At 32.8% G+C, this 14,740-nt stretch carries 15 protein-coding genes; 7 read left to right on the top strand and 8 right to left on the bottom strand.

What is annotated here, in order from left to right:
* Nucleotides 1-17: 17 nt before the first annotated feature.
* From ACVEGE_RS08075 to ACVEGE_RS08100, 6 genes are all read right to left on the bottom strand, one after another.
* A complete protein-coding gene (locus ACVEGE_RS08075) occupies nt 18-791 on the bottom strand; it encodes a Bax inhibitor-1/YccA family protein (protein WP_173851189.1) in 774 nt (257 codons plus the stop codon).
* A 108-nt stretch (nt 792-899) separates the two neighbouring features.
* Complete coding sequence (gene pyk, locus ACVEGE_RS08080; protein ID WP_173851187.1) at nt 900-2,330, bottom strand: pyruvate kinase; 1,431 nt, start codon at nt 2,328-2,330, stop codon at nt 900-902.
* 5 nt (nt 2,331-2,335) lie between these two features.
* A complete protein-coding gene (locus ACVEGE_RS08085) occupies nt 2,336-2,824 on the bottom strand; it encodes an IPExxxVDY family protein (RefSeq protein WP_173855945.1) in 489 nt (162 codons plus the stop codon).
* 115 nt (nt 2,825-2,939) lie between these two features.
* The gene (gene rnc / locus ACVEGE_RS08090; RefSeq protein ID WP_173851183.1) at nt 2,940-3,680 is read right to left on the bottom strand and encodes a ribonuclease III; all 741 of its coding nucleotides are present in this window, start codon (nt 3,678-3,680) and stop codon (nt 2,940-2,942) included.
* Nucleotides 3,681-3,689: 9 nt separating this feature from the next.
* On the bottom strand, nt 3,690-4,943 hold the full coding sequence (gene fabF / locus ACVEGE_RS08095; protein WP_173851181.1) for a beta-ketoacyl-ACP synthase II: 1,254 nt from the start codon (nt 4,941-4,943) through the stop codon (nt 3,690-3,692).
* Between the two features lie 177 nt (nt 4,944-5,120).
* Nucleotides 5,121-5,357 carry an acyl carrier protein gene (locus ACVEGE_RS08100; RefSeq protein WP_007137004.1) on the bottom strand — a complete coding sequence of 79 codons (237 nt, stop codon included), beginning with the start codon at nt 5,355-5,357 and terminating at the stop codon, nt 5,121-5,123.
* A 176-nt stretch (nt 5,358-5,533) separates the two neighbouring features.
* On the opposite strand from ACVEGE_RS08100, the gene purN reads away from it, so the two are divergent.
* The 4 genes from purN to ACVEGE_RS08120 all read left to right on the top strand — a co-directional run bounded on the left by purN (nt 5,534) and on the right by ACVEGE_RS08120 (nt 9,662).
* On the top strand, nt 5,534-6,097 hold the full coding sequence (purN, locus tag ACVEGE_RS08105) for a phosphoribosylglycinamide formyltransferase (protein ID WP_192499935.1): 564 nt from the start codon (nt 5,534-5,536) through the stop codon (nt 6,095-6,097).
* A gap of 43 nt (nt 6,098-6,140) precedes the next feature.
* Nucleotides 6,141-6,626 (top strand): ribonuclease HI, encoded by a 486-nt coding sequence (gene rnhA / locus ACVEGE_RS08110; RefSeq protein WP_173851177.1) that lies wholly within the window; start codon nt 6,141-6,143, stop codon nt 6,624-6,626.
* Between the two features lie 76 nt (nt 6,627-6,702).
* A complete protein-coding gene (locus tag ACVEGE_RS08115) occupies nt 6,703-7,626 on the top strand; it encodes a PfkB family carbohydrate kinase (protein ID WP_173855942.1) in 924 nt (307 codons plus the stop codon).
* Between the two features lie 137 nt (nt 7,627-7,763).
* Entirely contained in the window at nt 7,764-9,662 is a 1,899-nt protein-coding gene (locus ACVEGE_RS08120; protein ID WP_192499936.1) for an amidophosphoribosyltransferase, read from the top strand.
* A 356-nt stretch (nt 9,663-10,018) separates the two neighbouring features.
* On the opposite strand, the gene ACVEGE_RS08125 is transcribed toward ACVEGE_RS08120, so the two are convergent.
* The gene (locus tag ACVEGE_RS08125) at nt 10,019-10,627 is read right to left on the bottom strand and encodes a superoxide dismutase (protein WP_173851171.1); all 609 of its coding nucleotides are present in this window, start codon (nt 10,625-10,627) and stop codon (nt 10,019-10,021) included.
* Nucleotides 10,628-10,835: 208 nt separating this feature from the next.
* Nucleotides 10,836-11,531 carry a ComF family protein gene (locus ACVEGE_RS08130; protein ID WP_192499937.1) on the bottom strand — a complete coding sequence of 232 codons (696 nt, stop codon included), beginning with the start codon at nt 11,529-11,531 and terminating at the stop codon, nt 10,836-10,838.
* A gap of 83 nt (nt 11,532-11,614) precedes the next feature.
* Between ACVEGE_RS08130 and ACVEGE_RS08135 the strand changes: the two genes are divergently transcribed.
* From ACVEGE_RS08135 to ACVEGE_RS08145, 3 genes are all read left to right on the top strand, one after another.
* On the top strand, nt 11,615-13,156 hold the full coding sequence (locus tag ACVEGE_RS08135) for a glycine--tRNA ligase (protein ID WP_173851167.1): 1,542 nt from the start codon (nt 11,615-11,617) through the stop codon (nt 13,154-13,156).
* A 257-nt stretch (nt 13,157-13,413) separates the two neighbouring features.
* Nucleotides 13,414-14,220: a LytR/AlgR family response regulator transcription factor gene (locus ACVEGE_RS08140; RefSeq protein ID WP_192499938.1), complete on the top strand. Its 807-nt coding sequence runs from the start codon at nt 13,414-13,416 to the stop codon at nt 14,218-14,220.
* A 176-nt stretch (nt 14,221-14,396) separates the two neighbouring features.
* Complete coding sequence (locus tag ACVEGE_RS08145) at nt 14,397-14,666, top strand: 3-oxoacyl-ACP reductase (protein ID WP_192499939.1); 270 nt, start codon at nt 14,397-14,399, stop codon at nt 14,664-14,666.
* The last annotated feature ends 74 nt before the right edge of the window (nt 14,667-14,740 follow it).

The raw sequence follows: 14,740 nt of genomic DNA on the forward strand, positions 1-14,740 counted from the left end.
ATAATTTATAATGTGATTTAATCTTTACTAGCAAGTTTAGAGAACAATCTTAAAAACTCGATGTACAGCCAGACTAGTGTTACCATTAGTCCCATAGCGCCAAACCATTCCATGTATTTAGGCATTTTTTGTTGTACTCCTTTTTCTATTCGATCAAAATCTAAGAATAAGTTCAAAGCGGCAATTACAATTACAAAAACACTAATACCAATACTCATCCATGAGTTTCCGTAGTGTACTGGTTGGTATCCTGTAAACATTGAAAATAACCACGTAATAAGGTAATAGGTGGCTATGGCAAGTGTAGCAGCAACCACAACCGATTTAAATTGTTCTGTTACTTTTACGATTTTGAATTTATATAATCCTAAACAAACAGCAAAGGTTACAAATGTTGCTCCTACAGCTTGAGTTACAATTCCAGGGAATTTAATTTCAAATATAGCCGAAATCCCTCCAATAAAAAGTCCTTCGAATAAGGCATATCCAGGTGCTAAGTAACCCGAATATTGTGGTTTGAAAGCAGCGGCTATAACTAAAATTAATCCAATAACTGCTCCAGCGATAGCGGGAACCATAGCGTTCATTCCGTTAAAAGCCATCCACCATACCACCATTGCTGATGCTATAAGTAATAAGAATAATAAAAAAGTTTTATTGATTGTTCCTGACAAAGTCATTTCTTGGTTATAATCAATAATTTTAGCTTGATGCATATCATCTCTTCTAGTAGCTGTAGTAGCTGAGAAAGATTTGTTGTTCAAAAAAGGATTTTTTGACTTGAAATTCATTTTAATAATAGTTTTATTTTATCAAAGATAATTTAAAAATAAGTACAAAAAAACCGTCTTGTTTAATTTTTAACAAGACGGTTAGTATTTTTATAGAAACAAAATTTGTTATTCTATTTCAGAAACTCTCATGGTGTTTACCATTCCTTTTTCTTTGATAGGCATTGCAGCTAAATTGATTAAGAAATCTCCTTTAGATACATATCCTTTTTCTTTTGCAATTTCATTAACATCAGTTACGGTGTCATCAGTGCTTACCGTTTTGTCATAGTAGTATGATTTAACTCCCCATAATAAACTTAGTTGAGTTACAATTCTTTTATTTGATGTAAATACTAAAATATGTGCAGAAGGTCTCCAAGCCGAAATTTGGAAAGCTGTATACCCACTATTTGTCAAAGTACAAATTGCTTTTGCTTTAATAGCATCGGCCATAATTGCTGCGTGACGACAAATTGTTTTTGTGATGAAACGATTTGTTTTAATTTGTGGTGTGTTTTGTGGCACTTGAATAAGTGGAGAATCTTCTACTGCTTGAATGATTTGTGTCATTTTTTGGATTACTTGAACAGGATAGTTTCCTGCGGCAGTTTCTCCAGAAAGCATTACAGCATCTGCGCCATCCATTACTGAGTTGGCAACGTCATTAACTTCAGCTCTTGTAGGAGTCAAACTAGTGATCATTGTTTCCATCATTTGTGTAGCGACAATTACTGGAATACGCGCCATTTTAGCCTTACGGATCAAGTCTTTTTGAACTAAAGGTACTTCGTGAGCAGGAAGTTCAACTCCTAAATCTCCACGTGCAACCATAAGTCCGTCACAATAAGCAACAATCTTATCCATGTTTTCTAATGCTTCGGGCATTTCGATTTTGGCAATGATTGGGATTTTTACGTCAGAGTGCTCGTTGATTAAATCTTGTAAGTCTTTTAAATCTTGTGGTGTTTTTACAAAAGAAAGTGCAATCCAGTCTACTTTTTGGCCAATTGCGAAAATGGCATCAGCAATATCTTTTTCTGTCAAAGCAGGAAGAGATATTTTAGTATTCGGTAGGTTAACCCCTTTTTTAGATTTTAATTCACCACCTTGAATTACTCTTGCAACTACTTCTGTTTTTTTGTCAGTAGAAACAATTTCGAAAATAAGTTTTCCGTCATCTAATAAAATTCTTTCTCCTGGATTTACATCATTAGGAAAGTTTTTATATTTCATGAAAACTTTTTCGGCTGTACCAATCACTTCTTCAGCTGTAGTAAATGTGATTAAATTACCGTCATTTACGATAACTCCCTCGTTCATTATTCCTACACGCAGTTTAGGACCTTGTAAGTCTCCTAGGATTGCTGTAGTATAGCCAAATTCATCATTTAAAGATCTAATGATGTTGATTTTTTCTTTAACACCTTCGTAATCTGCATGAGAAAAGTTAATTCTAAATACATTTACTCCTGCGTCAATCATATCTTTTATAATCTCTCTTGTGCTACATGCAGGTCCAAGTGTGGCTACAATTTTGGTTTTTTTGTTTGGAATCATTTGTCTTAAAAAATTAAATTGTTTTTTGATTTTATTTGATTAGTATCTACTGCATACACTGTTGATACATTATCTATGGAATTTAATAGAGTCTTAATTTCGGACACATTTATAGTGTCATCTGTGTTTTCTATTTTTAAAAAATAATCTGCTTTTTTAAATTCTGGAAGTAAGAAAACTTTTGTAGAAATCTCCATTGCAACATTCGAAAACAAATCGTCTGAATTAGCTGCTTTTTGCTGAAGAACTTCGTTTTTATTTTGAATTAAATTCCAAGATATGGCGTTCTCAGAATCAAAATGATAAAATCGGGTGAAATTAGTTTCCCCTTCTTTTATATTTATCTGAACCTCCTCTTTGCTTTTTGCTAAGTTTATAGGAAGTTTTTGATTGATAAAATAAGCCAGTCGATAATCCTCTAATGAAGTATGTATAGCGATTAAAAAATAATCTACTTCATCAAATTCGCCAAGATCCAGTTTATGAATAGCCATTTACATTAAAAATAATGTTGTAAATATACTATTTCTATTGAAGTTAAAGAGTAGAAAAATGTAATGATTTCGTTAATTTATGAACGAAAACGTTGTAGTTTTGATGAATATGATATTATTTCTTGTCCATTTTTTCTTGAAATGCAAAATAAGCGCGTTGTGATGCTTTTTCTTCAGCCTTCTTTTTTGATGTTGCTCGGGCTTTTGCAATCACTTTATCATCGATACTTAGTTTAACACCAAAAAGGCGTTGGCCATCAATGGCATTGTCTTCAAAAATATCATAATGGAATATTTTTTTTTCTTTTTGGCACCATTCGATAACTAAACTTTTATAGCTAATTACCTTGCCTTCTAATCTCGAAATGTCTACGTACGGTACGATAACTCTTTTTTGGATGAATTTCTCGCAGTATGGATATCCCTTGTCTTGATAAATTGCACCAATTAAGGATTCAAAAATATTACCATGAATATTTTCGCCAAAATGTTGAACGGGTACTTTGCTTTCGATAAATTGAATTAATTTTAAGTCTTTCCCTAATTCGTTTAAATGCTCACGACTTACAATTTTTGAACGCATTTTAGTCAAGTAACCTTCATCTCCATGAGGTGCTTCAGTAAATAAATAAGCGGCAATTACGGAGCTTAACATTGCATCGCCTAAAAACTCAAGGCGTTCGTAATTAATTGGGTTTCCCTCAGAGTTCAAGCGATTTGATGACCGATGCGTAAAGGCTTTCTTATAGTTTTCTAAGTTATGTGGGGCAAAACCTAATATTTTTTCGATAGCATCAAAAAAAATCCCGTCTTCTAGAGAACGGGATTTAGAAAATATTTTTTTAAATATACTCATAATGGTTTATTATAAGTCTAATTTTTTAACTAATACGCAAGCGTTGTGTCCACCAAATCCAAAGGTGTTACTCATAACAATATTCATTTCTCTTTTTTGAGCTACATTAAATGTAAAGTTCAACTTAGGGTCAATGTTTTCATCATCAGTAAAATGATTGATTGTAGGAGGTACAATTCCGTATTTCATAGAAAGTATCGAAGAGATTGTTTCTATTGCTCCGGCAGCACCTAATAAATGGCCAGTCATTGATTTTGTTGAATTCAAGTTCATGCTATAAGCATGTTCTCCAAATACGTGTTCGATTGCTTTTGATTCGGCTAGATCACCTAAAGGAGTTGAAGTACCGTGCATGTTTAATCCATCAACATCTGTTGGTTTTAAACCAGCATCTCTCAAACAGTTTAACATTACATTTTTAGCACCTAAACCTTCTGGATGAGGAGCAGTGATGTGATGTGCATCTGCAGACATTCCTCCACCGCCAATTTCACAGTATATTTTAGCACCACGCGCTACAGCATGTTCGTACTCTTCAAGAATTAATGCACCAGCACCTTCTCCTAGAACAAAACCATCACGGTCTTTATCCATAGGTCTTGAAGCTGTTTTTGGGTCATCATTTCTAGTTGATAAAGCATGCATAGCATTAAAGCCACCCATTCCTGCAATAGTTACTGCAGCTTCAGACCCTCCCGTTACCATAACGTCAGCATGTCCTAAACGGATATAGTTGAACGCGTCTATGATAGCGTTAGTAGATGATGCACAAGCAGAAACTGTTGCAAAGTTAGGCCCTCTAAAACCATATTTTATTGAAATATGACCACAAGCAATGTCTGAGATCATTTTTGGGATAAAAAACGGATTGAACTTTGGAGTACCGTCACCAGCAGCAAAATTCAACATTTCTATTTGAAAAGTTTCTAAACCACCAATTCCTGATCCCCAAATTACTCCAGCTCTATCTTTATCTAATTTTTCAAAATTAAAACCAGCATCGTTTACAGCTTCTTCTGACGAGACCATTGCGTATTGTGCATAACGGTCCATCTTTCTAGCTTCTTTTCTATCTAAGAAATCCTCGGCATTAAAGTTTTTTAATTCGCAGGCAAACTGAGTTTTAAATTTTGAAGCGTCAAAATAAGTTATTGGTGCCGCTCCACTCACTCCATTAATTAGGCTGTTCCAATACTCTTGAATGTTATTTCCTATAGGAGTAAGAGCACCTAAACCTGTCACTACAACTCGTCTTAATACCATAACTATGTGTTTTTATCTTTAAACAAATAATACCCACGCTTTCTTTACTGTATTGTTACAAAAGAGCCGTGGGCATTATCTTATAAATATTCTTTTGATTGAATATCAATCTCAATTTTCTTTTAGAAAAATAATAATAACACCCATATACCATTTGGCATACGGGTGTTTCATTTATTATTTTTTAGCTTCCTCGATATAAGAGATTGCTTGACCTACAGTAGCGATGTTTTCTGCTTGATCGTCTGGAATTTGAATGTCAAATTCTTTTTCGAATTCCATAATAAGCTCAACAGTGTCTAATGAGTCAGCTCCTAAATCATTAGTGAAGCTTGCTTCTGTTACAACTTCGTTTTCGTCAACACCTAATTTGTCTACGATAATCGCTTTTACTCTTGATGCAATGTCTGACATAATCTTTAATTTTAGAATTTAATTTGTTGGCAAAAATAAAAAACTTTATTTTAAAACAACGAATAAGTTGATAAATGTATCAACTAAATTAAAAAAAAGATTTGAACAAAGGCTTCTCAATGTTATTTATTTTGGATTTTTATTCCTTTTTTTGCGTAACTTTAAATTCCTTAATCATGAAAAAAATTCTGATTTTTGCTTCTGGATCGGGCTCTAATGCTGAAAATATTATAAAGTATTTCGAAAATAAAGAAATTGCAACAGTGATTAGTGTTTTTACAAACAATCCAAATGCAACGGTAATTGAAAAGGCAAAAAATCTAGGAGTATCTTCATATGTTTTTAATAAAAGCGAATTAATTGAAGGTAAAGTATTACAATATATAAGTAAGCTCCAACCAGATTTAATTGTTTTAGCGGGATTTTTGCTTAAATTCCCTGATGATATTATTGCTGCTTATCCTAATAAGGTTATAAATATCCACCCTGCTTTGCTACCTAAATATGGCGGAAAGGGAATGTATGGAATGAATGTTCATCAAGCAGTGGTTGAAAATAGAGAGCTTGAAACTGGAATTACCATTCATTTTGTCAATGAACATTATGATGAAGGCGGAATCCTATTTCAAACAAGTGTTTCGCTTAATGAACAGGATACAGCAACAACTGTTGCGGGAAAAATTCATGTTTTAGAACAAAAATATTTTCCTGAAGTTATTGAAAATCTCTTAAAGCAATAAAAGAGACTACCTAGATAGATAGTTATCAAATTTAATATTAAAAATGGATTACGAAGTACATATATATACAGATGGAGCAGCTAAGGGGAATCCTGGAAGAGGTGGCTACGGCGTGGTGATGGAAACCGTAATGATGGGCAAGACATATAGAAAAGAATTTTATGAAGGTTTTAGGTTAACTACTAATAATCGTATGGAATTACTGGCTGTAGTGGTAGGTTTAGAAAAACTAAAAAATCCTAATACAAAAGTATTGGTGGTTAGTGATTCTAAATATGTTATTGATTCAGTGGTTAAGAAATGGGTTTTTGGTTGGGAGAAAAAGAAATTCGTTGACCGAAAAAATGCTGATCTATGGAAAAGGTTGTTAGTTATTTATAGAAAACACCAAGTAGACTTTAAATGGGTAAAAGGACATAATAGCCATCCGCAAAATGAACGTTGTGATGAACTTGCCGTTATGGCTTCAACGCAAAAACAACTTTCTATAGATGCTTTTTATGAAAATCTTGAAGGAGAATTATTGTGATAACTTTGCGAGTTTGAATCTTTGCAACTATGAAAGTTATAAACTATCTTTGCGCCTTAATTCGAAACTCATATAAATGAACAAATTATTGATTGTTGGAACTGTTGCTTTTGACGCAATTGAGACTCCTTTTGGGAAAACAGATAAAATTTTAGGTGGAGCAGGGACATACATCGGTTTGTCGGCTTCTTTTTTTAACTTACAATCTGCGATCGTATCAGTAGTTGGTGACGATTTTCCACAAGAATATTTAGATTTATTGACAGATAGAAATATTGATATTTCTGGTCTTGAAGTTGTTAAAGGTGGTAAAACATTCTTTTGGAGTGGGCGCTACCATAATGACTTGAACTCTAGAGACACACTTGATACACAGTTAAATGTTTTAGCTGATTTTCAACCTAAGGTTCCTGAAAACTATAAAAATGCTGATGTGGTGATGTTAGGAAACTTACATCCGTTAGTGCAAAGTAGTGTTTTAGACCAAATGGCAACACGACCAAAATTAGTTGTTTTAGATACAATGAACTTTTGGATGGACTGCGCTTTACCAGAATTACTTGATGTAATAAAACGTGTAGATGTTATTACTATTAATGATGAAGAGGCAAGACAACTTTCAGGAGAATATTCTCTTGTTAAGGCTGCAGCCAAAATTCAAACGATGGGTCCTAAATATGTTGTGATTAAAAAAGGAGAACATGGTGCGTTATTGTTCCATGATCAAGATGTTTTCTTTGCACCAGCGTTACCATTAGAAGAGGTCTTTGATCCAACAGGAGCAGGGGATACTTTTGCAGGTGGTTTTGCAGGATTTATTACGCAAAGCGAAAACATATCATTTGACAATATGAAAAACGCCATTATCTACGGCTCAAATTTAGCTTCCTTTTGTGTAGAGAAATTTGGAACAGAAAGAATGGTCGCTTTAGAAAAAGAAGAAGTGGTATCGCGCTTAAAGCAATTTAAGTCATTGACACAATTTGATATAGAATTATAATGCCTTAAAGCCTCGGAGACGGGGCTTTTTTGATTGCTTATTTGTCGGTATCATTATTGATTGAATTACAATAAGATTATTACAGATAGTTATATTTTAAGAACAACAACAACAACAACACAACTAAAAATAACACAATGAGCGACGCTTTAAAACACGAGTGTGGTATAGCCTTGGTTAGACTACTTAAACCGCTTGAATTTTACAAAGAGAAATACGGTTCAGCTTTTTACGGAATACAAAAAATGTATCTCCTTATGGAAAAGCAACATAACCGCGGACAAGATGGTGCTGGTTTTGCAAGTATTAAATTAGATGTAGAGCCTGGTGAACGTTATATTAGCCGCGTGCGATCGAATCATGCACAACCTATTCAAGATGTTTTTGCTCAAATTAACGATAGGGTTAATGAGGAAATGAAATTACATCCTGAGTACGCTGATGATGTTGCGATGCAAAAAGCAAAAATTCCTTATGTAGGAGAATTGTTTTTAGGTCACGTACGTTATGGAACCTTTGGGAAAAATAGTATTGAGAGTGTTCATCCATTTTTACGTCAAAATAATTGGATGCACCGTAATTTGATTCTTGCAGGAAACTTTAATATGACAAATGTTAAAGAGCTTTTTAATAGTTTGATCGAATTAGGACAGCACCCCAAAGAAATGGCTGATACTGTTACTGTGATGGAAAAGATTGGTCATTTTCTTGATGACGAAGTCACTGACTTATATCAAGAATGTAAAAACAACGGACTTTCTAAAAGAGAGGCTTCTCCTGTAATTGCAGAGAAACTTGATGTGGCTAAAATTTTGGCTAGAGCCTCAAAAAATTTAGATGGTGGATATGCTATGGCTGGTTTATTAGGTCATGGTGATGCTTTTGTTTTTAGAGATCCAGCTGGAATACGTCCTGCTTATTTTTATCAAGATGATGAAGTGGTTGTTGTAGCTTCAGAAAGACCGGTTATTCAAACTGTTTTTAATGTTGATTTTGATAAAGTTCAAGAAATTGAGCCAGGAAACGCATTAATTATAAAAAAGAATGGTACGGTATCTATGCAAGAGATTCTAACTCCTACAGTTAAAAAAGCATGTTCGTTTGAACGAATTTACTTTTCTAGAGGAAGCGATGCAGAAATTTATCAAGAAAGAAAAAACCTGGGAAGATTGATTTTGCCAGCAGTTTTAAAAGCAATCGATCAAGATACTGACAATACTGTTTTTTCATACATTCCAAATACTGCCGAAACTTCTTTTTACGGTTTAGTTGAAGCGGCACAAGATTTTCTAAATCAAAGAAAGAATAATTTTATTCTAAAAAATAGAGATACGCTAACTGCCGAAAGTTTACAAGAATTGCTTTCAGTTAAAATACGTACTGAAAAAGTAGCAATTAAAGATGCAAAACTAAGAACCTTTATTACTGAAGATAGTAGTCGTGATGATTTAGTTGCCCATGTTTATGATGTTACTTACGGCGTAATTAAGCCTACAGATAATTTAGTAATCATTGATGACAGTATTGTTAGAGGAACGACTCTAAAAATGAGTATCATTAAAATGATGGACCGTTTAAATCCAAAAAGAATTGTTGTGGTTTCCTCAGCACCACAAATTAGATTTCCTGATTGCTACGGAATCGATATGGCTAAATTAGAAGGCTTAGTTGCCTTTAGAGCGGCATTAGAATTATTGAAAGAGAGAAATCTTTACCATATTGTTGATGAAGTGTATGCTAAGTGTAAAGCACAAGAGAATTTTATAGATACAGAGGTAGTAAATTATGTTACGGATATTTATGCGCCGTTTGAGCCGCAAGAAGTATCAGATAAAATTGCTGAAATGTTAAGCTCTCCTGAAATTAAAGCCGAGGTTAAAATTATTTTTCAAACAGTTGAAGATTTACATATAGCTTGTCCTAAAAATTTAGGAGATTGGTATTTCACGGGTGACTATCCTACTCCAGGAGGAAACCGTGTTGTTAATCGTGCTTTTATGAATTTTTATGAAGGTAAAGATGCTAGAGCATACTAAAAAAAGCTAAAAAATGCCACGAATAGGGCGTTTGTCGGTTTTATGGGTTATTCATCTTAAATGTTTGGTGACATTAACCTTCTACTGTAAATTTACTGAACCATAAAATTAGTAGGTTAAGTTTATGGTAGATTTGGGGCAAAAAGGGTGGAAGAAATTCCACCTTTTTTATTGTAATAAATTCAACGAAAAAGAAAATAAATTTAAGACGAGTGAGCTAATTAGTTCGTTCGTCTTTTTTATTGGGGTAAAGTTTTTGTGCAATAATAAAAAGTAGATATAGTGTAAAAAAAAATAGACAAACAACTTTTTAGTTATCTGTCTATTTTCTATGTTATTTTTTATTTTAAAAAATACTATTTCTCAGATGCAAATCTTCTTGAAACTTCAGTCCAGTTAATTACATTGAAGAAAGCTTCAATATAGTCTGGTCTTCTGTTTTGGTAATGCAAGTAGTAAGCATGTTCCCAAACATCCATTCCTAAAATTGGAGTTCCTCCACAACCAATACCTGGCATTAAAGGGTTGTCTTGATTTGGTGTTCCACATACATCAAGTTTTCCACCTTTATGAACACATAACCAAGCCCATCCTGAACCAAATTGTGTTGCTCCTGCTTTGCTGAATTTTGCTTTGAATTCATCAAAACTCCCAAAATCACTTTCAATTGCTGCAAGTAAATCACCAGTAGGTAGACCACCACCATCAGGAGACATTACAGTCCAAAAAAGGTTATGATTGTAAAAACCACCACCGTTGTTACGAACAGCTGCATTTTTTAAATCAAGGTTAATTAAGATATTTTCAATTGTCTTTCCTTCCATATCTGTACCAGCAATGGCAGCATTTAGGTTGGTAGTATAAGCGTTGTGATGTTTTGTATAATGAATTTCCATTGTACGTGCATCAATATTTGGTTCTAATGCGTCATACGCATAAGGTAACTGAGGTAATTCAAATGCCATAATATGTTTGTTTAAATATTTATAAAATTTTATTCAAATTTAAACATTTAACTTTGGAAACGGAAATTCTAGATTGTTATAATTTCATTAAATTAATCGTTTGTTGTAATAATAAGGTCATTTTATGCTTGTAAATTTTAATTATTTTATAATTTTCACAAAAGTCTCGTTTTAATTTTATGAGCATTTAAAAGATTTGCATTATCTTTTATGACTCGGCCATAGCCATACAAACGATACTGATTTTTGCTCCAGGAATTTTCAATAATGCTTTAGAGCAGGCTTCTAGAGTTGCGCCGGTAGTTATTACATCGTCAATTAATAAAAAGTGTTTGTTGTGATCTTTTTCGGTGAATATGACGTCAAATGTAGACCCAATCCCTTCGGATCTTCCTAATAAGTTTTTCTTTGATTGTGTTTTGGCGTAAACTTTCCGGATTAATATCGTGCTTGTGTATGTTAAATTTAATCTTTTTGCTAAAGCGAAACCAAAAGTAGTGACTTGGTTGTAACCACGTTCATTAAATTTCCTTTTGTGAAGTGGGACCGGAATAATGCAATCTACAGATTTTAGTTTTGGGATTGTCGCTAAATCTTCAGCGTACCAATTTCCGAGTAATTCCCCAATATCTTCATGACCTCTATATTTTAAATTATGAATCATCTCTTGAACGATTCCTTTTTTATGAAAATAAACAAATGCCGAAGCGTGTATTACATCAACTCTACCATAAAATTTATTAAAAGCTTCGTTTTGAGGATTCAAATGATGGTTTGTCAACGGAATATTATGGCGGCATAAAGTGCAAATTATTTTTTCATTAGATGCTAAAATAACATTACAGCCACCACATGTTTCAGGGAAGAAGAGATTAATTACGCTTTTGAATAGCTGATTTACCATTTTATTTATAAAAATATGAAAATCAATGCTTCAATCTTACATAAATTCCTTTTTTTTAAGTTCTCTTTTTATATTTTTGCAGTATGGCAAAACAAGAAGATATATTTAAGAATGTAATTTCGCATGCAAAAGAGTACGGTTTTATTTTTCCGTCAAGCGAAATTTACGATGGTTTGAGTGCAGTTTATGATTATGCACAAAACGGAGTAGAGTTAAAAAAGAACATACGTGAATATTGGTGGAAATCAATGGTTCAGATGAATGAAAATATTGTAGGACTTGATGCATCGATATTAATGCACCCTACAACTTGGAAAGCATCAGGCCACGTAGACGCATTTAATGACCCATTAATTGATAATAAAGATTCAAAAAGAAGATATAGAGCCGATGTTTTAATTGAAGATTATGCTGAAAAGCTAAATATCAAAGCAATTAAAGAAGTCGAAAAAGCAAGAGTTCGTTTTGGAGATGCTTTTGATGAAGCTGAATTTGTTTCAACAAATACTAGGGTTGTAGAGTATAAAGCAAGAGAAAGAGAAATTTTAGAGCGTTTAGGACGTTCTTTAGGAAACGAAGATCTTGAAGATGTAAAAGCATTAATCGAAGAGTTAGAAATTGCTTGTCCAGAAACAGGTTCTCGTAATTGGACTGAAGTTCGTCAATTTAATTTGATGTTTGGTACAAAATTAGGAGCATCTGCAGATACTGCTATGGATTTATACTTACGTCCAGAAACGGCGCAAGGTATTTTTGTAAATTTCTTGAATGTACAAAAATCAGGAAGAATGAAAGTTCCTTTTGGTATTGCACAAACAGGTAAAGCATTTAGAAATGAAATTGTTGCAAGACAGTTTATCTTTCGTATGCGTGAATTTGAACAAATGGAAATGCAATTTTTTGTACGTCCAGGCGATGAGATGATCCACTACGAATTCTGGAAAGAAACAAGATTAAAATGGCATTTATCATTAGGGCTAGGTAAGGAAAATTACCGTTACCATGACCATGAGAAATTAGCTCATTATGCTAATGCAGCTGCAGATATTGAATTTAATTTCCCATTTGGATTTAAAGAACTAGAAGGAATTCATTCTCGTACCGACTTTGATTTAAAAGCACACGAAAAATTCTCTGGAAGAAAATTACAATATTTTGACGCTGAATTAAATAAAAACTACGTTCCTTATGTTGTAGAAACTTCAGTAGGTCTTGACAGAATGTTTTTAGCTGTTTTTGCAACTTCTTTAAAAGAAGAAACTTTAGAGGATGGTTCAACAAGAACAGTATTAAAATTGCCTTCAGTTTTAGCACCAACAAAAGCGGCTGTTTTACCATTAGTTAAAAAAGACGGTTTGCCGGAAATTGCACATAAAATCATTGAAGATTTAAAGTGGGATTTCAGTGTTACTTATGATGAAAAAGATGCAGTAGGTCGACGTTATAGAAGACAAGATGCATTAGGAACACCGTTTTGTATTACAGTAGATCATCAAACTATCGAAGATCAAACAGTGACGATTCGTCATAGAGATACTATGAAACAAGATCGCGTTAAAATATCAGAATTAAATGCTATTATCGAAAATGAAGTAGCTATGAAAAACTGGTTAAAAAGAATGTAATTACTATAGATTAACATATTAAAAAAAGGCTTTCCTGTAGAGGAAAGCCTTTTTTTATGCCCAATAGGCAAAAAGCTTCCTCTCAATTTTAAAAGAAAAGCGCTTTTAATCGTGTATATTTGTGTTTTAACGAGTTAAATTGATATTTTAGAAACTGTAAAAAGTAAAAAAGTAAATTTAATTTTGATTACAACCTCAAGGAGTAACTTTACCTAGAAAGTTGTTTTTAAATTGAAAAGACAATTATAAAAATATAAATGAGCTACTCATATATAATTATCGACGATGATCAACAAAATGTTTTGGAGACTCAGGCAGTAGCTGATGGGTTTTCAGAGTTTGTTTTTGTAGCATCAGCAAATAATTATAAAATGGGTTTAAATTTAATTTTAGAACACAAACCAGATTTTGTTTTTCTCGAAATTGATCCAAAAAACATTAAAAGCAAATTATCATTATTATTGATTAATGAACTTCATAGGTATTTAAAAAAAGTTCCAGAAATAATTGTTACTACTAGAAAGAAAAAACTAGCTTTTGAAGCCATCAAATATCAAGTCACAGATTATTTATTGAAGCCTTTAGTAAAAAGTGATTTGGTTAAATTAATTTTAAAATTAAATAAAAGTAGAGAACAAGAGTTAGGGATGTCTTTAAATGATCAATTAACTCCACAGGCCATTTTGTTACAAGATAAAATTACTCCTACACAACAAGCGCTTATCTTGTGTATCAAATCTTATGGAGACTACAGGTATATCGATACAAAGGATATTACCTACCTCAAAGCTGATAATAACTCAACGGATATACATTTAAACACAGGAGAAATGATAACGGCATTCAAAACATTGAAGCATTTTGAGTCGGCATTGTATTACCCATTTGTGAGGATTCACAATAGTTATATTGTAAACAGCAGTTATATATCTAGAATTCATACAGGAAATGCTATCTGTCATATAAAAAATGCAGCTACAAAACTTCCTTTTTCTAAAACATACAAATCAAATATTGATCTTATAATTAGTAAAATTTCAAGCAACAATTACCTTGAAATCTAAAATGTATGCAGTTACCATAATTTGGTAGCTGTTTACTATCAGACTACTACAGCTTACCATATACGCTTAATTTTGCGTTGAAAAGGAGGGATGTCGTTATAATTTTACATCAGGAAATCGCTGATAAAGCAGTTTTAAGAAAGTAAAATTTAACAACAACATAAAAATCCCAAATCATGAAAAAATTAATCTCAACAATCGGTTTATTCTCTTTAGTAGTAACAATGAGTTCATTTACAACTCCAGGTAATGGAGGTGAAAATATTATTGGTGGAGGATCTACTTCAGCAGGAAATGTAAAACTAGATATTATTGGTGGAGGGTCTACTTCAGCAGGAAATGTAAAACTAGATATTATTGGTGGAGGATCTACTTCAGCAGGAAATGTAAAACTAGATATTATTGGTGGAGGATCTACTTCGGCAGGAAATGTTAAATTAGATTAGATGTAATGTAAATAAGACATAAAAAAAGCTATCAATTATTTGATAGCTTTTTTTATGTCTTATTTTATTTGACT

The sequence above is a fragment of the Flavobacterium sp. PL002 genome (assembly GCF_054165825.1).